Annotated in this window: 21 protein-coding genes; 13 read left to right on the top strand and 8 right to left on the bottom strand. The window is 61.7% G+C overall.

The genetic code is table 11. The annotated features are described in order from the left end of the window. Positions 1-2 precede the first annotated feature (2 nt). Complete coding sequence (locus LPB072_RS19650; protein WP_157559371.1) at positions 3-389, bottom strand: hypothetical protein; 387 nt, start codon at positions 387-389, stop codon at positions 3-5. 893 nt (positions 390-1282) lie between these two features. Between LPB072_RS19650 and LPB072_RS23735 the strand changes: the two genes are divergently transcribed. Beyond that, the gene (locus tag LPB072_RS23735) at positions 1283-1615 is read left to right on the top strand and encodes a DUF3301 domain-containing protein (protein ID WP_066086637.1); all 333 of its coding nucleotides are present in this window, start codon (positions 1283-1285) and stop codon (positions 1613-1615) included. A gap of 88 nt (positions 1616-1703) precedes the next feature. Here the strand turns inward: LPB072_RS23735 and LPB072_RS23575 are convergent, their stop codons facing one another. Both LPB072_RS23575 and glmS read right to left on the bottom strand, forming a co-directional pair. After that, positions 1704-1964 carry a hypothetical protein gene (locus LPB072_RS23575; protein WP_157559372.1) on the bottom strand — a complete coding sequence of 87 codons (261 nt, stop codon included), beginning with the start codon at positions 1962-1964 and terminating at the stop codon, positions 1704-1706. A gap of 55 nt (positions 1965-2019) precedes the next feature. Beyond that, the gene (gene glmS / locus LPB072_RS19665; RefSeq protein WP_066086631.1) at positions 2020-3882 is read right to left on the bottom strand and encodes a glutamine--fructose-6-phosphate transaminase (isomerizing); all 1863 of its coding nucleotides are present in this window, start codon (positions 3880-3882) and stop codon (positions 2020-2022) included. Positions 3883-4018: 136 nt separating this feature from the next. Between glmS and LPB072_RS19670 the strand changes: the two genes are divergently transcribed. Together LPB072_RS19670 and LPB072_RS19675 are read left to right on the top strand one after the other, a co-directional pair. Then, on the top strand, positions 4019-4531 hold the full coding sequence (locus tag LPB072_RS19670; RefSeq protein WP_066087168.1) for an Lrp/AsnC family transcriptional regulator: 513 nt from the start codon (positions 4019-4021) through the stop codon (positions 4529-4531). Between the two features lie 89 nt (positions 4532-4620). Further along, positions 4621-5334 (top strand): DUF2726 domain-containing protein, encoded by a 714-nt coding sequence (locus LPB072_RS19675; RefSeq protein ID WP_066086627.1) that lies wholly within the window; start codon positions 4621-4623, stop codon positions 5332-5334. A gap of 76 nt (positions 5335-5410) precedes the next feature. On the opposite strand, the gene glmU is transcribed toward LPB072_RS19675, so the two are convergent. Further along, on the bottom strand, positions 5411-6811 hold the full coding sequence (gene glmU / locus LPB072_RS19680) for a bifunctional UDP-N-acetylglucosamine diphosphorylase/glucosamine-1-phosphate N-acetyltransferase GlmU (RefSeq protein WP_066086624.1): 1401 nt from the start codon (positions 6809-6811) through the stop codon (positions 5411-5413). An 88-nt stretch (positions 6812-6899) separates the two neighbouring features. On the opposite strand from glmU, the gene LPB072_RS19685 reads away from it, so the two are divergent. From LPB072_RS19685 to LPB072_RS19710, 6 genes are all read left to right on the top strand, one after another. Next, positions 6900-7775, top strand: a complete 876-nt coding sequence (locus tag LPB072_RS19685) for a DUF6279 family lipoprotein (RefSeq protein WP_082876760.1) — start codon at positions 6900-6902, stop codon at positions 7773-7775. Positions 7776-7949: 174 nt separating this feature from the next. After that, complete coding sequence (locus LPB072_RS19690; protein WP_066087162.1) at positions 7950-8717, top strand: GntR family transcriptional regulator; 768 nt, start codon at positions 7950-7952, stop codon at positions 8715-8717. Beyond that, the gene (locus tag LPB072_RS19695) at positions 8714-9508 is read left to right on the top strand and encodes a transporter substrate-binding domain-containing protein (RefSeq protein WP_066086622.1); all 795 of its coding nucleotides are present in this window, start codon (positions 8714-8716) and stop codon (positions 9506-9508) included. Before LPB072_RS19690 ends, LPB072_RS19695 begins: the two co-directional genes overlap by 4 nt. Before the next feature lie 26 nt (positions 9509-9534). Next, the gene (locus LPB072_RS19700) at positions 9535-10206 is read left to right on the top strand and encodes an amino acid ABC transporter permease (protein WP_066086619.1); all 672 of its coding nucleotides are present in this window, start codon (positions 9535-9537) and stop codon (positions 10204-10206) included. Then, complete coding sequence (locus LPB072_RS19705; protein WP_066087159.1) at positions 10199-10849, top strand: amino acid ABC transporter permease; 651 nt, start codon at positions 10199-10201, stop codon at positions 10847-10849. The genes LPB072_RS19700 and LPB072_RS19705 overlap by 8 nt, the downstream gene beginning before the upstream one ends. A 34-nt stretch (positions 10850-10883) precedes the next feature. After that, the gene (locus LPB072_RS19710) at positions 10884-11639 is read left to right on the top strand and encodes an amino acid ABC transporter ATP-binding protein (RefSeq protein WP_066087158.1); all 756 of its coding nucleotides are present in this window, start codon (positions 10884-10886) and stop codon (positions 11637-11639) included. A 29-nt stretch (positions 11640-11668) separates the two neighbouring features. Here LPB072_RS19710 and LPB072_RS24090 read toward each other — a convergent pair whose 3' ends face one another. Next, positions 11669-11800, bottom strand: a complete 132-nt coding sequence (locus LPB072_RS24090) for a hypothetical protein (protein WP_269148692.1) — start codon at positions 11798-11800, stop codon at positions 11669-11671. Positions 11801-11927: 127 nt separating this feature from the next. Next, positions 11928-12260, bottom strand: coding sequence for a hypothetical protein (locus LPB072_RS19715; protein WP_066086617.1), 333 nt, complete (start codon positions 12258-12260; stop codon positions 11928-11930). Positions 12261-12459: 199 nt separating this feature from the next. Here LPB072_RS19715 and LPB072_RS19720 point away from each other — a divergent pair, with 199 nt between their 5' ends. Next, positions 12460-12960 (top strand): PKD domain-containing protein, encoded by a 501-nt coding sequence (locus LPB072_RS19720; RefSeq protein ID WP_066086614.1) that lies wholly within the window; start codon positions 12460-12462, stop codon positions 12958-12960. A gap of 89 nt (positions 12961-13049) precedes the next feature. On the opposite strand, the gene LPB072_RS19725 is transcribed toward LPB072_RS19720, so the two are convergent. Next, positions 13050-14030 (bottom strand): MBL fold metallo-hydrolase, encoded by a 981-nt coding sequence (locus LPB072_RS19725; protein WP_066087154.1) that lies wholly within the window; start codon positions 14028-14030, stop codon positions 13050-13052. Positions 14031-14153: 123 nt separating this feature from the next. Next, on the bottom strand, positions 14154-14750 hold the full coding sequence (locus LPB072_RS19730) for a TetR/AcrR family transcriptional regulator (protein WP_066086613.1): 597 nt from the start codon (positions 14748-14750) through the stop codon (positions 14154-14156). 203 nt (positions 14751-14953) lie between these two features. Here LPB072_RS19730 and LPB072_RS19735 point away from each other — a divergent pair, with 203 nt between their 5' ends. From LPB072_RS19735 to LPB072_RS19745, 3 genes are all read left to right on the top strand, one after another. Continuing rightward, on the top strand, positions 14954-15316 hold the full coding sequence (locus LPB072_RS19735) for a TfoX/Sxy family protein (RefSeq protein WP_066087151.1): 363 nt from the start codon (positions 14954-14956) through the stop codon (positions 15314-15316). An 83-nt stretch (positions 15317-15399) separates the two neighbouring features. Then, positions 15400-16425 carry a LysR substrate-binding domain-containing protein gene (locus tag LPB072_RS19740; protein WP_066086610.1) on the top strand — a complete coding sequence of 342 codons (1026 nt, stop codon included), beginning with the start codon at positions 15400-15402 and terminating at the stop codon, positions 16423-16425. 80 nt (positions 16426-16505) lie between these two features. Continuing rightward, a complete protein-coding gene (locus tag LPB072_RS19745) occupies positions 16506-17423 on the top strand; it encodes a DMT family transporter (RefSeq protein WP_066086608.1) in 918 nt (305 codons plus the stop codon). The last annotated feature ends 419 nt before the right edge of the window (positions 17424-17842 follow it).

A 17842-nucleotide genomic window follows, 5' to 3' on the forward strand; every position in this document is an offset into this window, starting at 1 on the left:
CCCTATTGCGACCAGACGAGGGGCGCGCTCTTGTCGAGCCCGGCCTGCGCGAAGCCGCGTTGAAAATCGAGCGTGTGTTTGCGGGGACGCAGCGCGGGGATCTCGCTGTGGCTGCACTGCAAAGCCTTCGACAGGTTCCGGTGAATCACGGCTTTGCCTTCAATGCCCCGTGAAATGCATACGAACAGGCGCCTGGATTTGCGCCATTGCAGCGAGCGCTGTGGTCCGACCTGGCTGGCGGAGTCGCAGGTGATGCAGCGCATGACATCGAGGCACACGAAGCGATCGTGCTCAGTGTGCCGCGTCGCATCACGCGGTATGGCGCCGTCGCTGATCACCCACTCGATGATCACAGGCTGGAAAGTACCCGCAGGCGCCGCATGTTCCACCAGAGCCTCCTTCACCAAAAAGAATGAATGACCGAATGAACTTCATTCTTGTCGTTCAAACCGAGCGAACGCATAGCGCAAACCCTAGAGGGTGTCCGATTGGCGACTGACTGGAAGGCCTGTAGAGGCTTCAGGTCAGACTCAACATCCAGCACCAGTGCAGGTTCAAAACACTCAAGAACAGGCAGGCCACAAGGCCGACCACCTGGCAGCGGAGAGCAACCACGCAGAAGGGCTGGGCACTGTGTTGTGTGCGTGAAGCGGCCTCGATTCTTTTCATCTGTGAGGCTGTGCCCGGCGACGCATGCGGTCTGTGGTGGTGGCATTCGTGCACCCAGTCGCTGGTCAGACCTCTGTTTGCGGCAACCACCGGGAATGGACCACCCCTGGCCGCATAGACAATCTGCATGGCTCGGCCGCAGCGGCGCGGACTTGCCATCGGCTGTTCAACTGGACTGCGATTCCACGGTGTGCGCCCCTTCGCCAGAATGCGCTGCAACGCCGACACACCAGCCACGGGCGCAAGGGCCGCAGAAAAACGCCTGTCACACGGAGTGCCGAAGAAGGCAACCCGTCAGCCACTCACAACAAGTCGACCGGGCGTTCTCCTGCGCATCCTGTCTCAGACAACACCGCACCGCACCAGACGCAATGGCCCGTGTACACAATTGCCATCTGCCATCAAGGTCTGGAACACACCCAGGGGAACGGCACGAAGCGGAAAATGTCAGCGGTTAAAGTCTGAGACATGCGCAGACACCCGCGAAGAAGCCGAGCCAGGCGAGCACCCATGCCTGGGCCAACACATTCGAGAGGACTGGCTGTCACATTCCGTGGGTGCCGGGATCTTCAACCGCTGGCCATCAAGGCAGCGAGCTCACCCTTTTTTAGTCATGTCATGGTTTGAAATCGTCAGCGTAGTCATTCTGGGCGGTCTTTTCTGGCTGTGGTTCGAAAGTGCCCGTGTCCACGAGATCGCCGTGGCGCGCGCGCGCAGCCAGTGTCATGTGAATGGGGTGCAATTCCTCGATGACACGGTCTCCCTCGCCAATATCAAACTGGCACGGGACGAAGGCGGACGCCTCGCGCTCAAGCGCACCTACACCTTTGAGTACAGTGACACTGGCAACAATCGCCAGCCAGGCAACATCATCATGCTGGGCCAGGTCGTTCAGTTCCTGAATTTCAACCCGAGCCTGACTGGCGCGGACATCACCCTGCATTGAATACATAGGCCATTGAGGGAATTGTCCGGCGGCTCCGTTTTCCTGGCCGCCAGGGCTCGCCGGGCGGTGAGCGAAAGGTGAAGGTGGCTCAGCGGAAGGCGCCTTTCAGCAATCCACACACAAAGTCCGACAACCCTAAGGGGCAGTGGGCCAACGGACCGACCCATTGGACTTCCCTGAAGCCACCTGTGGTGAGCGACCGCCCACGTTGCAACGCACACACCCGAGCCACTGCAGCGAGTTCTGCAGAAGGTCCGCTCGACGCACTGCGTGCCGGGAACAGCAACCCGACAGCCACCCACAACGGGTTGGCAGGGCGGTCTTCAATGCCGCTTGTCTCTGACAACATGGCGCTGTCTCAGACTTTATTGCCCGTGAACAACAATGCCGCAGCGCTTCAACCCTCACTCCACCGTCACACTCTTCGCGAGGTTGCGGGGCTTGTCAACATCCGTGCCCTTGGCCAGGGCTGTGTGGTACGCCAGCAATTGCAACGGCACAACGTGCAAGATGGGGCTCAATGCACCGTAGTGCTCTGGCATGCGGATCACGTGCATGCCTTCGGCGCTCTTGATGCGGGTATCGCCGTCGGCCAATACATAGAGCACGCCGCCTCGCGCACGCACCTCTTGCATGTTGCTTTTGAGTTTTTCCAGCAGGGTATCGTTGGGCGCCACCGTCACCACGGGCATGGCACTGGTCACGAGCGCCAGTGGGCCGTGCTTCAACTCACCGGCTGGGTAAGCCTCGGCGTGGATGTAGCTGATCTCTTTCAGCTTCAAGGCGCCTTCCAGGGCGATCGGGTAATGCAGACCGCGGCCGAGGAACAGCGCGTTGTCCATGCGGGCAAAGTCTTCTGACCATTGGATGATCTGAGGCTCCAGCGCCAACACAGCCTGCAGCGCTACGGGCAGGTGGCGCATGGCTTTGAGGTGATCGGCTTCCTGCTCTTCGGTCAGCACGCCACGCACCTGGGCGAGCGCCAGCGTGAGCAGGAACAGGCCGGCAAGCTGGGTGGTGAAGGCCTTGGTTGAGGCAACGCCAATTTCCACGCCCGCACGGGTGATGTAGGCCAGCTTGCATTCCCGAACCATGGCACTGGTCGACACGTTGCAGATCGTGAGCGTGTGTTTGTGGCCGAGGCTCTGGGCGTGGCGCAGCGCGGCGAGGGTGTCGGCGGTCTCGCCGCTCTGGGTGATGGTGACGATCAGCGTGCGCGGGTTGGGCACGCTGGTGCGGTAGCGGTATTCGCTGGCCACTTCCACCTGGGTGGGAATGCGCGCGATCGATTCCAGCCAGTATTTGGCGGTGCAGCCGCTGTAGTAGCTGGTGCCACACGCCAGGATCAGCACACTGTCGATGTCTTTGAACACGCTGTAGGCGCCGTCACCAAACAGCTCGGGCGTGATCGTTTCAACACCTTCCAGCGTATCGCCGATGGCGCGCGGCTGCTCGAAGATCTCTTTCTGCATGTAATGGCGAAAAGGGCCCAGCTCGGCCGCGCCGCTGTGCGCCAACACGGTTTTGACCGGGCGCTCTGCTGCCTCATAGGCGCGCCCTTGCGCATTGGTCACCCAGTAGCGGCCCAACTGCAGATCCACCAGATCACCCTCTTCGAGGTAGACGATCTGATCGGTGACGCCCGCCAGCGCCATCGCATCGCTGGCGATGAAGTGTTCGCCGCCAACCACGCCATCCACCGAGCCCACGCCCAGAATCAGCGGTGAACCCGCCCGGGCGCCCACCACCCGGTGCGGCTCGTCTTTGTGAAACACGGCCAATGCAAACGCACCGTGCAACTGGGCGACCGCGCCCTGCAAAGCCACGAACACATCGCCGTCGTAGAGCGAGTCGATCAGGTGGGCGATGACTTCGGTGTCGGTCTGGCTTTCAAATACGTAGCCCTTGGCCTGCAACTCTGCGCGCAGTTCGTCGTGGTTTTCAATGATGCCGTTGTGGACCAAAGCCACATGGCCCGCGCCATCGGGCGTGACGCCATGGCTGAAATGGGGGTGGGCGTTGTGCACGGCAGGCGCGCCATGGGTGGCCCAGCGGGTGTGCGCGATGGCAGTACCGCTGGCGATCTGTTCTTTTTGCACCTGCTGAACCAGCTCGGCCACGCGCGATGTGCTGCGGGCGCGCTTCAAGCCCCCGGCGTGAACGGCCACACCGCAAGAGTCGTAGCCACGGTATTCGAGCCGCTGCAAACCCTGAACCAATACCGGGACGATGTCACGCCCAGAAACCCCCGCCACGATGCCGCACATATAGATCCCCAAAAATGGATGTAAGCCGCCATCGTAGCCAAAAGATGTTGAAATTTTGTTTTGTATTTTTATAAAGAATCAATGAAAATTTCAGCCAAATCACAACATGAAATATAACTCCAAAATTATGGATGACATGAATCAAATATCGATCGACGAGATTGATATTCGCTTGCTGGATCTGCTGCAAACCGACGCATCCTTGAGCAATCAGACCCTTGCCGAGCGGGCCCACGTGTCTGCGCCCACAGCCCTGCGCCGAATCAAGCGGCTGAGAGAGGTGGGCTTGATTGATCGGCAGGTGGCCCTTTTGCAACCGGATCGCCTGGCGTCTGTTCTGGGTCACGGGCTCACCGCACTGATCGAAATCACGCTGGAGCGGCAAGGCAGCGAGAACCTGGATGCGTTTGAGGCCCGCGCACTCGCTGACGATGCGGTGCAACAGTGCTATCGGGTCAGCCCTGGGCCCGACTTCATCCTTGTGGTGCACTCGCCCGACATGCCCGGGCACCTCGCGCTCACACAACGTCTGTTCACCAATGATGCCAATGTGCGCAACGTAAAGGCATTTTTCTCCGTCAAACGTGCAAAATTCGACCCCCGAATCGCCCTTGTTCCAGTTAAGCTTGGACAGCAGGTCCACACGTAACAATACGTTTTTTGAAGCCCTTCTTCTTATCACTACGTCATAAAATCATCGGTTACAAAAAATAATCTGACCCAACTAGGAGTTTTTGCATGTCGTCTTTGTGGATCGCCATTGCCGCCACAGTGGTTGCGGTGGGATTGATCGCCGCCGGTGTCTGGGCCTACCAACGCCGTTCGAGCACCTCCACCGGCCGTGATGACCGCTACACACCCGAGCGCATCATGGTGCCGGAACACGCCAGCATGCTCACCTACCTGCACGACACCTTCCCCGGGCAAGTCGTTCTGCCCCAGGTCAAACTGAGAGACATGCTGTCGGTCAGGCGCGCATCCGATCGCAAGCGGGCGATGCAACGCCTGGAAAAGCAACAAGTTGATTTTGTGGTCTGCAACCCCGATGGGCGCCCGATGTTCGCCTTTGACATCGAGCAATACCACCTGAGCGATGCCAAGGCCAAAGCCTTTCAGGTCAAGATCAAGAACCGCATCCTGAAAACGGCTGGCGTTCGTTTCGTATTTCTCAAGAACGGCATCCACCGCATGCCCTCGCCCAACGATTTCCGCAAACAACTGGATCTGGCGGCTTTGCCTCAGCCCAAACCCAGCCCGGAAAACGACCCCAACAGCAGCGACAGCATGCGCCAGCAGTTGGAGTCGAAGTTTTCAGAGTTTGATCAACTGTTCCCCAACACGGGCTTTCGGGAATCGGAAGTCATGGGCCTGAGCGGCATCATGGACCTGGAAGTCGATGAAATCGACCGCAATGCGCGCCAAAGGCCGCCCACACTGCGTCAGCGCGCCTGATTCAGCGCATCGATCCCCTAAAAAAAAAGCCCTGCGAAATTCGCAGGGCTTTTTTTGCGGCGTCACTGGCCAGCCATCAAGGCTTCATCTTCGCCGGCCGGCTCCAGTTCGGAACCACCAGCGCTTTGCCCCGTGCCACCGCCAGGCTGCCCGGCGGCGTGTCTTTGCTGATCACCGAGCCCGCGCCCACGGTGCCGCCTGCGCCAATCGTGACCGGCGCCACCAGCACACTGTTGCTGCCGATGTGCGCATCGGCCTCGATCACGGTGCGGTGCTTGTTGGCGCCGTCGTAGTTCGCGGTGATCGTGCCAGCACCGACGTTGACGCGCTCACCCACGGTGGCATCGCCAATGTAGGTGAGGTGGTTCGCCTTGGCGCCATCGGCCAGGGTGGAATTCTTGACCTCCACAAAATTGCCGATGTGCACTTGCGCCCCCAGTTGGGCACCGGGGCGCAAGCGCGCAAACGGCCCGATCAAGGCGCCCGGACCCACACCCACGCCAAGCTTTTCTCCATCGATATGGGTGAACGGGTGGATCACCGCACCGGCGCCGATGGCCGCATTCGAAATCACACAGTTCGCCCCCACGCGCACGCCATCGCCCAGGCTCACGCGGCCTTCAAACACCACGTTGACATCAATCTCTACATCCGCGCCACACATCAATGCGCCGCGCACGTCAAGCCGAGCCGGATCGGCCAGGCGCACGCCTTTCTCCATCAATGCCCTGGCCCCGCGCAGCTGGTATGCCCGCTCCAGCTCGGCCAATTGCACCGGGCTGTTGACCCCCGCCACTTGAACCCCGTCGTGGGTGGTCAGTCCATAAACGGACTTTCCCAAACTCACAGCGTGCTTCACGATATCGGTCAGGTAAAACTCCTGCTGGCTGTTGTCGTTCTTGAGCATCCCCAGCAACTGTCTGAGCAAGGCGGCGGGTGCAGCCAGCACACCGCTGTACCACTCGGTGACGGCACGCTGCTCGACAGTGGCGTCTTTTTCTTCCACGATCGCCAGCACCGATTCGAGTCGCCCCGGCGCGCGAATCACACGGCCATATCCCGTTGCGTCCCCGGCCTCAACGGTGAGAAGAACAAGGTGTTGGCCACCGCTGGCCTCTATCAAGCTTTGAAGGGTCGACGCCTCGATCAGCGGCACATCCCCATTGAGCACCAAAACCACCCCATCGTCGGCCAATGCCGGCAAAGCCTGCTGCACTGCGTGGCCGGTGCCCAATTGTGGTTCCTGGCGCACGTACTTCAATTCCGTGCCCGCATGAGCAGCCAGCCCCGCCTCGACAGCCTCAGCACCGTGGCCGGTGATCACCACCACCGAGCGGGCCGATACCCCGGCTGCCGTGTCGATCACATGCTGGGCCAAAGCGCGTCCGCCCAAACGGTGCAACACTTTGGGTTTACCGCTTTTCATGCGCGTGCCCTTGCCCGCCGCCATCACAACCACATCAACAGGGAACGACATGCACACCTTTCCTGCAACCCCTCGGGGTCTGAGTTTCCAAACAAAGGCCACCGGACCCGGCCTGCCCGCAATTATCCCCTGCCCTCGCATGGAATCCGCAAGGCGCTGGCTTCGCAGAGCTGCGCTGTGCGCAGGAACCTTCGTTCTGCTCACCGCCCTGGGCGGATGCAGTGCGGTTCGCCTGGCCTATGGGCAAGCACCCAGTCTGGCCTATTGGTGGATCGACGATTTTGTCGATCTCACCGACGGGCAGTCCACCGTGTTGCGCCAGGACATCGATGCCTTCTTCGCGTGGCACCGCGCCCAGGAGTTGCCGCTGTATGCCGAACGCTTGACGCAATGGCAATCCATGGCCACCCAAGACACCACGGCAGACAAAAGCTGCCAGCAGTTCGAGGTGTTGCGTGCCGCCTACCAGCGAAGCATCGAGCGCGCCATCGATCCCCTGGCGCGCCTGGCCGTCAACCTGAAGCCCGATCAACTCCAGCACCTGGCGCGACACCATGTAAAAAGCAACAAGAAGTTTGCCAGCGAATGGCTGGACGATGGCGTTCAAGCCCGCAAAGAGCGCCTGTACGGCAAAGCGCTGGACCGATACGAAACCCTCTACGGCGACCTCAGCCAGGCCCAGCGCACCCTGCTCAAGGTGCGCACCGACGCCAGCGGCTTTGACCCACAGCGCGTGCAAACCGAGCGAAAGCGCCGCCAAGCCGATCTGCTCGCCACCCTGAAACAGGCTCAAGCCCAGCCCGCCGAGGCCGCCGGCCTCTTGCGCCAATGGCATACACGAGTACTCAGTTCACCCGATGCCAGCTACGCGGCCTATTCCAAAGCCCTCATTCGCCAGGGCTGCGACCAATACGCTGCGCTGCACAACACCACCAGCCCCGAACAGCGCGCGCATGCTGTCGGCGTGCTCAAGGGCTACGAGACCGACCTGCTGGCTCTCACACGGCCGGACTGAACGCCAAAAGGCTGCGCTCTGCGCACCGTTCAGGCGCGCAACAACACCCAAGGCGCCCCATGCGGTGGCGTTTGATCCCGAATCGGGCACAAGCCTGGTGCGCAAAACTTGCATACAAGGCTGGTATGCGGTTGGCACGGAATTCGCAAAGGACTGATCAACAAGGAAACCCCTGTGATCAGCTCCACCCAAATTGCTCAACGCATCATCGACGCCGTTCTGGCCCAGCGCCTGGCTCCCGGCGCGCGCCTGGGAGAGCAGGCGCTGTCGCTGCTGTTCGATTGCAGCCGAACCCAGGTGCGCGAGGCGCTGATGCGGCTGGCAGCCAAGGGCATCGTCACGGTGAGTTCGCGCCGTGGCTGGTATGTGGTGCAACCCTCGCACGACGAGGCCCGAGAGGCGTTTGAAGCGCGGCGAGTGATCGAGATGGGCCTGATTCGCCAGGCCCAGCCCATGAGCAAAACCGCCATCACACGGCTGCGCCAACACCTCAAACAAGAAAAGCTCGCCCTCAAAGGCAGTGATATCGGCCAGCGCAGCTACCTGCTCGGCGATTTCCATGTCTGCCTGGCCGAATGCCTGGGCAACCAGTTGCTCGCCGACACCCTTCGCGACTTCACCGCCCGCACCACCCTGATCGCAATGCTCTACCAATCAACCCACGATGCCGAACAGTCGTGTGAGGACCATGTGGCCATCGTGCAAGCCTTGGGGCAGGGAGACACAACGCTGGCCGAGCGCCTCATGCAAGCCCACATCGGCCAGGTTCAGGCCGCACTGCGCCTGGTCGCGCCCAGCGACCCCATCGCCCATTTGCGCGAAGCCCTCGCGCCCCTGCAAGAGCGTTCGCCCTCACCTGCGGTCGGCAAACCGCGCAAACGCAGCCTATCCATTTCCCCCACCTCAACCGAACCCTCAACCTACCTAGGAGCCTTGTTATGACCCCCACCAAACGCCAGTTCATCGCCGCCGCCCTTGCCGCCGCCTCTCTCTCCAGCCTTGGCAGCGCCCACGCCCAGTCCGCGCTTGACGACGTGATGAAGGCCAAGCTCATCAAGATCGCCGTGCCAACCGACTTCCCGCCGTACGGTTTCGTCGGCACCGACCTTCAGCCCCAGGGCCTCGACGTGGACATGGCGAACTACATCGCCGCAAAACTGGCAGTGAAGATCGAGCTGGTTCCCGTGACCAGCGCCAACCGCATTCCCTACCTGCAAACCAAGAAGGCCGATCTCGTGATTTCCACGCTGGGCAAGAATCCCGAGCGTTCCAAGGTCATCGATTTCACCGCCGCCTACTCGCCGTTTTTCCAAGCCGTGTTCGCCCCCAAAACCATGGCGATCAAAGGCTTTGAAGACCTCGCTGGCAAATCCGTGGGGGTAACGCGGGGTGCGATTGAAGACCAGGAATTGACCAAAATTGCCCCGACCAACGCCGACATCAAGCGTTTTGAAGACAACAACGCCACCGTCTCGGCCTTCATCTCGGGTCAGGTGCAACTCATCGCCACCGGCGCATCGGTCGCGGGCAACATGATGGCGCGCAACCCGCAGCTCGGCGCCGAATACAAGCTGCTCCTGAAAGACAGCCCCAACTTCATTGGCGTGGCCAAGGGCGAAGACGCGCTGCGCCTCAAGGTCAACGACATCATCGCCGCCGCGAAAACCTCGGGCGATATCGACACCATAGCCAAAAAATGGCTGGGTCGCCCAGCGGGCCAGTTGCCCGAATAAGCCAGACGCATCCAACAGCCACCGCCATGCTGATCGAACTCGACTTTCCAGCCGTCCTGGCCCAGTGGCCGATTCTCGCCAAAGGCGTGGCGTGGACGCTCGGCCTCACCGCCGTCTCCACCGCCATCGGCCTGGTCATCGGCACGCTCTGCGCCTGGGCGCGCAGCGGCAAGCCTATCTGGCTGCAGTGGCTGGTGGGCGCGTATGTGGAACTGGTCCGCAACACGCCCTTCATCGTTCAACTGTTCTTTGTCTTCTTCGGGTTGCCCGCCATGGGCGTCAAGCTCACGCCAGAGCTCGCCTCGGTGATCGCCATGGTGATCAACCTCGGCGCCTACTCGGCTGAAATCATCCGCGCCGGTATCGAGGCCACGCCGAAAGGCCAGTTTGAAGCGGCGGCCAGCCTGGCGCTGTCCAAGGTGCAAACCTTCGTTCATGTGGTGTTGCCGCCCGCACTCAAGAAGGTGTGGCCCGCGCTGACCAGCCAGATCATCATCGTCATGCTCGGCTCGGCCGTTTGCGGCCAGATCTCCACCGAAGAGCTGAGCTTTGCGGCCAACCTGATTCAAAGCCGAAATTTCCGCGCGTTCGAAGCCTTCATCATCGCCACGGGCATCTATTTGGTGCTGTCGATCGGCGTGCGCGGCCTGCTCAACTGGGCTGGGCCCCGCTATTTGTTTGGAGGCCGACGTGGTTGATTTTTCCCTCTGGGACATCTTGCGCAATCTGCTGCTCGCCGCCCGCTGGACGGTCGCGCTCTCGCTGATCGCCTTCGTGGGCGGCGGTGTGGTGGGCCTCTTTCTGCTGGTCGCGCGCACCGCGCGCTGGCCCGGCGCCGGGCCCCTCGTCGCGGGCTACGTTCAGCTCTTTCAAGGCACGCCCCTGCTCATGCAGCTCTTCCTCGCCTACTTCGGCCTGGCGCTGTTCGGCGTCGATACCTCGGCCTGGACCGCCGCCGCCGTGGCGCTCACGCTCTACACCAGCGCCTTCTTGGTTGAAATCTGGCGCGGCTGCGTGGCAGCCATTCCCAAAGGGCAATGGGAAGCGGCACAAAGCCTGGCGCTGAATTTCCGCGAACAGCTGCGCTACATCGTCTTGCCGCAAGCCACCCGAATTGCCATCGCGCCCACCGTGGGCTTTCTGGTTCAAGTGGTCAAAGGCACGGCGCTGGCCTCTGTGATCGGCTTCGTGGAACTCACCAAAGCCGGCACCATGATCACCAACGCCACCTTCCAGCCCTTCTTGGTCTACAGCTTCGTCGCTTTGCTGTATTTCGCGCTGTGTTTCCCGGTCAGTCTGGCCGCGCGCCGTCTTGAAAGAAAACTCCATGCCCTCCGCTGACACCGTCGCCGCACCCGCACCCGCACCCTCCGCCATGGCCACCCCCAACCGCCACGGCCCCATCGTTGAAATCCAGCAACTGCGCAAGTCTTACGGCAGCAACGAGGTGCTGAAAGGCATCGACCTGCAAGTGGCCCCCGGCGAAGTGATCGCCATCATCGGCAAGAGCGGCTCGGGCAAAAGCACACTGCTGCGCTGCATCAACGGGCTGGAGGAATTCCAGTCGGGCGCACTCAGCGTGGACGGCCAGCCCCTGCTGCACGGCAACGCCGCCGCCATGCGCGAACTGCGGCAACACGTCGGCATGATCTTCCAGAGCTTCAATCTGTTCCCCCATCTCTCGGTGGGCAAAAATGTGATGCTGGCGCCGGGTCTGGTGAAAAAAACCGACCCCACTGCTGGCGAAGCCAAGGCCCGCCAACTGCTCGTCCGAGTGGGCCTGGGCGAAAAGTTTGACGCCTTTCCCGATCAGCTCTCGGGCGGCCAGATGCAGCGCGTGGCGATTGCGCGGGCGCTGGCCATGGCACCCAGCGTGTTGCTGTGCGACGAAATCACCTCCGCGCTCGATCCCGAGCTGGTGGGTGAAGTGTTGCGGGTGGTGGAATCGCTGGCCGTTGAAGGCATGACACTCTTGATGGTGACCCACGAAATGAGCTTCGCCCGCAAGGTGAGCAACCGCGTGATCTTCATGCACCAGGGCCGCGTACATGAAATGGGCCCGCCCGCCGAGCTGTTTGGCCGCCCGCAGACGCCCGAGCTGCAACAGTTCCTAGCCTCGATCACAGACTGACCCCCCATCTGCACCGCCCTGGGGAAAGCTCAGGCAGCGCCCTGGCCTGCGGCCTGGCCCTTGTCAGCGCTTTCTGGCTTGCCTGCTCCTTCGCTGGCCCGTTGCAGGTTGAGCGCCAGCAGGCGGGCGAGCAGCTCGTCGTCGGGCGTGTCGGCGTTCATGTCGTTCCAGCCCTAGTCAGCCGCCACGGCCGTGTCGAGTTCGGCGTGGGCCAGTGCGAGCCAAGCCGGGCGGGCGTTGTTGCGGTTGGTGAGGGTGCGTTTTGCAGGGCTTTGGCATCGGCTTCGCTCAGGCCTTCGAGGGCCGCCACGCGGTCGGGGTAGGGGAACGCTCCAAACCCAGCGGCACCACCTCGGGCACCCGAACCGTCCATTCCGGCGGGTTGAGCCAGGCTTCGCGCAGAGCGTTCAGGCGGGCTGCGGCTTCCGCGATTCGGTTGGCCACGGCTTGAAGCGCCGGGTTGCCGCCCAGCTGCGCCGTGATGAGCGCGCCGTGGGGTGAGTTGGGCAGGGCTTTGGTTTGTTGATGGGCCTGGCCGGCGAGGCGAGAACCTTGTTCGAAGATGTAACCGGCCTCACTGCCGGGCTTGGCCACGCCGAGCAGCTCGCAGAGATCGAGCAAGTGGCTTTGTGCGCTTTGTTCTTCATTGAGCCCGTGGGCCGGCCCCCCCTAGCCCCCCCCATTTGCTGACGAATGCTTGCGGTGTCATGGAGGTGTCTTGTGGTTGTGCAAGGATCGTAGCAAAGGCACAATGGTCGAATAGCATGTGGCGTTGTCAGCGCCGCCACTTCCGTTTTTTGCTGTCAGGGATTTAGTTCACATGAACCACACGCCAATCGCCCCTTCTTCCTCCGCCCGCCGCCCCTGGAGCGCTCTGCTGCTCAAAGGCCTGGCAGCAGGCGCACTGGCCCTCTCACTCTCGGGTTGCATCCCGATCCCGATCATCGAGTACAGCCCCTCCGAGCCCGAGGCGGGCGAGACGGTCACCTTCGACGGCGTGGGCACCATTGTGTCCAACGTGCCCGAAGATACCGTTGCCGCAAGCTACCGCTGGGACTTTGGCGACGGCAAGAAGGGCAGCGGCTCCGCGCCCACACACGTCTATGAAAACGCAGGCGCCTACCAAGTGACACTGACCGTGGTTGACAGCGCGGGGCGTGTGGGCGAGAGCCAGGAAACAGTCACCGTCAGCGAGGCGACTGTGACAACCACCTCGGAGAGCGATACCACCAGTTCGTCCACATCCGATACCGCGACCACCACATCAGACAGCACCACAACAACCGACGATTCGTCTACGACCGCGACCGTCACCAAGTAACAGAGGGCTGCGGGCCACCGGGCCAGCGCCTTTTCGCCCTCAAAAAAACCCGCCTAGGCGGGTTTTTTTGCTGTCGGGCAGGAATACCGTTATCCCTGCAAGGCCGCCCACATTTCCTTGTCGCGTTCAGCCGTCCAGATGCGCGGGTTTTTGATGCCTTTGGCTTCGTCGTAAGCCCGGCTCACGTCGAACGGCAAGCAGTGTTCGTAGATGAACACGTGGCCAAACACCGGGTCCATGCTCTTGCGCGTGTGAGCCATGGCGGTTTTCAGGTCCATATCGGCTGCGGCGGCTTCTTTGCCAGCCTGGAACAGCGTGGTCACCCAGCGCTTGGTGTAATCGAGCGCCTTGTTCACATCGGCGTTGCCTTTCATGGCTTCGCCGCGACCCGGCACGATGTATTCAGCCTTCAACTCGCGCAGTGCTTCCAGCGTGGTTGGCCACTCTTCGAGCTGGGCGTCGCCGGTGTAGACGCCGGCTTCGTATTCAACCAGGTCGCCTGAGAACAGCACCTTCTCGGACTCGACCCAGGCAATGGTGTCGCCGCGGGTATGGCCAGCGCCCGGGTGCCAGATGTGCACTTTCACGCCACCCAGATCGATCTCCAGGCTGCCCTGGCGGCCCGGTTTGCCATCGCCAATGACCATGGTCGGCCAGGTCAGGCCCGGCACGCTGTCAGCACCACGGAACAGGCGCGGGAAGCGCTCCATTTCGCTTTGCATGTCTTGCGCGCCGCGTTCAACGATGAGTTCATAGGTGCCACGGCTGGCGATGACTTCGGTCGCGCCTTCTGCGGCATAGGCGCTGGCGCCCAGCACACGCACCGCGTGGTAATGGGTGAGCAACACGTATTTGATCGGCTTGTCGCTGACTTTGCGGATCTGGGCGATCAGGTCATTGGCCATGGCGGGCGTGGCCGTGGCGTCGCTGACCATGATGTATTTTTCACCGATGATGACGCCGGAATTCGGGTCACCCTCGGCGGTGTAGGCCCAGCAATGGGGGCTGAGTTGTTCAAAGGTGATCTTTTTGTCTTCGAGATCGGCCTGGGAAGCGAAAGCTTTGCTCATGAAAGGTGTCTCCTGTGTGTTGCGTGCGCGAAAACGCGTCATCGCAGATTTTACCTAAACGAAATCAATTACGCATCCGTAAATATAAAGACCTCGGATTCCCGCCGTGGAAAAGCACCCGACTCAGCCGAGACCTCGCTCCAGAACAGCGACGACCTCGTCCGCAAAAGCGTCGTAGCTCATGGACCCGCCAGGCCTCAGCCAGGTGAACGTCCAGTTGATCATGCCAAACAACATCATGGTCAGCGCGGTCTGGTTCGTGGGCGTCACGCGGTCGGGGTAGGCGCGTTTGAGAAAACGGGTAAAGGCGGCGACCACGTCTCGCTGCCGATTCAAGATCAGTTCGCGCTGGGCTTCACCCAAAAACTTCGTATCCGACACCAGGGCCACATGGCGCGTGGCCGAGTTTTGATACTCCGCCAGAAAAGCCCGTACCAGCTCGTTCAAGGCCTCGCGCTCGCTGAGATTCTTGCGCTGGGCGCGCGCTTCTGCCTCACCAATCAAGGCCAGCAGGCGCTGCGTATATTGGTCGAGCAAGTCCAGCAAAATGGCCTCTTTGCTCTCGTAGTAGTGGTAGAGGCGCGCCTTGCTGGTGCCACAGGCGGCCGCAATGTGGTTCATGCTGGCGGCAGGAAAACTCTGGCGCGCAAAGCATTGCGCAGCAACCTCCAGAATTTCTTCGCGCTTGAGGTCGTGGGAGGCAGATTTGGGACGGGCCATGAAACATTGTCCCAGAGGTTGTGCCCCCCTGCGCCGCGCTGATGGCGTGCCACCCCCCGAGGGGGCAATGCCTGCGGCCCGGCGGAGCCGGTTCCACGGCATTTTGAGCCGGAAGCACCACGCTCCGTGACCGCTTCAGGATGTCCGAAATGATGCGCAGGGCTTTTGCTTTTTTTGAGCGATCTGCACCTACCATCTCACCCATGGTCAAACCCATCACCGATCCTTTCGTGCTCCATGCATGTGAGCTGCTTTCCTGCGTGGGCCCCTGCGTGGCCAAGCGCATGTTTGGCGGCTGGGGCATTTCGGTGGATGGCATGAACATCGCCATCATTGCCGGCGACGAGCTCTACCTCAAATCCAACCCGCAAACCGAACCACAGTGGCTGGCCGCGGGGGGCCACGCCTTTGAGTTCGTCACCAAAGACAAGACCATCAAAGTCAGGTACCACACACCACCCGATGAAGCGCTTGAGTCTCCCGGGTTGATGCTGCCTTGGGCGCGGCTGGCGCTGGAAGCGGCCGTCGCAGCCAGGAAACCCAAACCGCGTCCCAGGAAGCGTTAGCTTCGGGCTCGAAGGGGTCTCCAGTGGCCCATTTCACGATAAGCTATTGATTCGCTTCTTGCATCAATCGCATTGGCACCTCCATGTCACTTCCCGTCAACCATCCCCGCTCTCGCCCGATCTCTGTTGGCCATTTGCGCGCCTTCGATGCGGTCGCGCGCCACCTCAACTTTCGCGCTGCGGCTGAAGAGCTGTCGCTCACCCAGAGCGCTGTCAGTCGCCAGATTCAGGCGCTGGAAGACGAGGTGGGTGCAGCCCTGTTTCTGCGCCACACAAGGGCCGTGGAGCTCACCAGCGCAGGCACGCATTTGCTGCGCGCCAGTGGTGCCGCGCTGGAGCGCATTGATGCGGCGGTACGCCAGATTCGGCAAAGCGCCGGGCGCAAAAGCGTGGCCATCACCACATGGGCATCTTTTGCCTCGATGTGGTTGATTCCACGCATGGAAGCCTTTCAGCGGGAACACCCTGATATCGATATCCGCATTGATGCCTCAGACGCGGCGCTCGACCTGTCCACCTCCGATGTCGATCTGGCCTTGCGCTATGCCGTGCCGGCCTCGGTACCCAGCAGCGCCATTCGCCTGTTCGGCGAACAGCTCACCCCGGTCATCAGCCCCTGGCTGTTGCGCGACCGCCCACTCAAGAGCATCAGCGACCTCACCCAGCACACCCTGATCGAAGCTGGCGACGCCCACCGCACCCGGCATCTCGAATGGCTGACCTGGCAGCGCTGGCTTGACGCGTTTGCCCCTGCTCAAACGGAAGCGCTGGCAGGCAGGTCGCGGGCAACCAAACCCAAGTTTTCGCCCAAGCGCTGGCTGTATTTCAACTACGCCCACCAGATCGTGCAGGCCGCCCTCACGGGCCAGGGCGTGGCACTGGCCCGCATGCCGCTGGTGGCCCAGAGTCTGGCGAATGGCGATCTGGTGGAAGCGCTGCCGCAAACCCGCATGGACTCGCCCCTGGCCTACTGGATGATGAAACCACCGCGTGGCACCGAACGCCCCGAGGTCAAAGCTTTTTGCGACTGGTTGCTGCGCGAAGCCGCCGCCACCCGGGAGGCGATTGGCGAAGTACCAGACCCCGATACGGTGGACCACATGGATTGAGACCAGGTGGTGCCAGCGATGTTCGCCAACTTCGTGCACACTCCAACGCCTTCCTGCTGGCTAAGCCGCTCCTACCGATCATGACCCCCTCACAAACCCCCACACCTGGCAACCTGCGCAGCATCGTCGCGATGGTGATCGCTGTGGGTTGCTTTGCGTTGATGGACGCCGTGCTCAAAGCGCTCTCGGCGCGCTACCCCGTGTTGCAGATCGCCACACTCCGGGCCTTGTGCGGCCTGCCCCTGGTCCTGGCCTACATCAGTCTGCGGCGTGCCTGGCACACCGTCTGGCGCATCCGCTGGCCGCTGCATGTCTTGCGCGGCGGACTGGGCATTGCGATGCTCGCCTTGTTCACGACTGGCGTGCGCGAGCTGCCGCTTTCAGCCACATACACCCTGTTTTTCATCGCCCCGCTGTTGATCACGGCACTGTCAGTTCCCGTGCTGAAAGAGCGCGTGCCCGCCGCGCACTGGTGGGCCATTGGCATCGGATTCTTGGGCGTGTTGATCGCGCTGCAGCCCCGCGGCAAAGACCTTCAGGAAGGCTTGTTCACCGCCGGAGGGCTGGCGGTGCTGGGCGCCGCCGCCTGCTACTCGGTCGCAGCGATCGCCGGCCGTCTGTCCAGCCGCACCGACTCCACCGAAAGCATGATTCTGTGGATGATGGTGATCGTGGCGATCGGTGCGGGTGCGATGGCGGCACCCAGCTGGGTGCACGTTCCGCTCGACGAAGCGCCTCTGTTGCTGGCGCTGGGCCTGAGCGGCTTTGGCGGTCAGCTCGCGATCACAGAAGCCTTTCGCCACGGCCAGGCCTCCGCCGTGGCCCCGTTCGAATACACAGCCCTGGCCTGGGGCGTTGGCCTGGACTGGGTGGTCTGGAAGACACTGCCAGAAGCCCACACCTGGCTGGGCGCCGCCATCATCATCGCCAGTGGCGTCTACATCGTGACCCGCGAAAAACGCATCACCGAAATCCACGCCAACGCAGAGCGCCCTTGAAGCCACGAATCAGCAGCAGACCTGGCCCACGGCACGGCGAAGGCTGAGAACAATTAGACGCAGCGCAGAGCCGCCGAGCAAGGTCAGATGCAAAATTTTTTCCATCCTTGAACGGGTGACGCGACAGAACCTTGGTACCGATGGGGGCACTCAGCAGCCATACCACCAGAATTTCAACTGGTACGCCATTCGCCATTCGCCATTCGCCATTCATACCGTCCTGGAGAAGCTCAAAACCATCAGCTCAGCCAACTGCGATCCGCATGAGGTGTCAGGGCGCGTCAGTCCGCTTGCGGCCATGAGCAGCCCTTAAGACGCCAACTTGAGCGACGGGTCAAGGCTGGGTCCAGTCATAGGAAATTTACGGCTGCGCGTTCGCGAGTTTTGTAACCTGTCATTCGCGGAACAAGACTCCAAAC

The organism is Hydrogenophaga crassostreae (assembly GCF_001761385.1).
In the GTDB taxonomy this organism is placed as follows: domain Bacteria; phylum Pseudomonadota; class Gammaproteobacteria; order Burkholderiales; family Burkholderiaceae_C; genus Hydrogenophaga; species Hydrogenophaga crassostreae.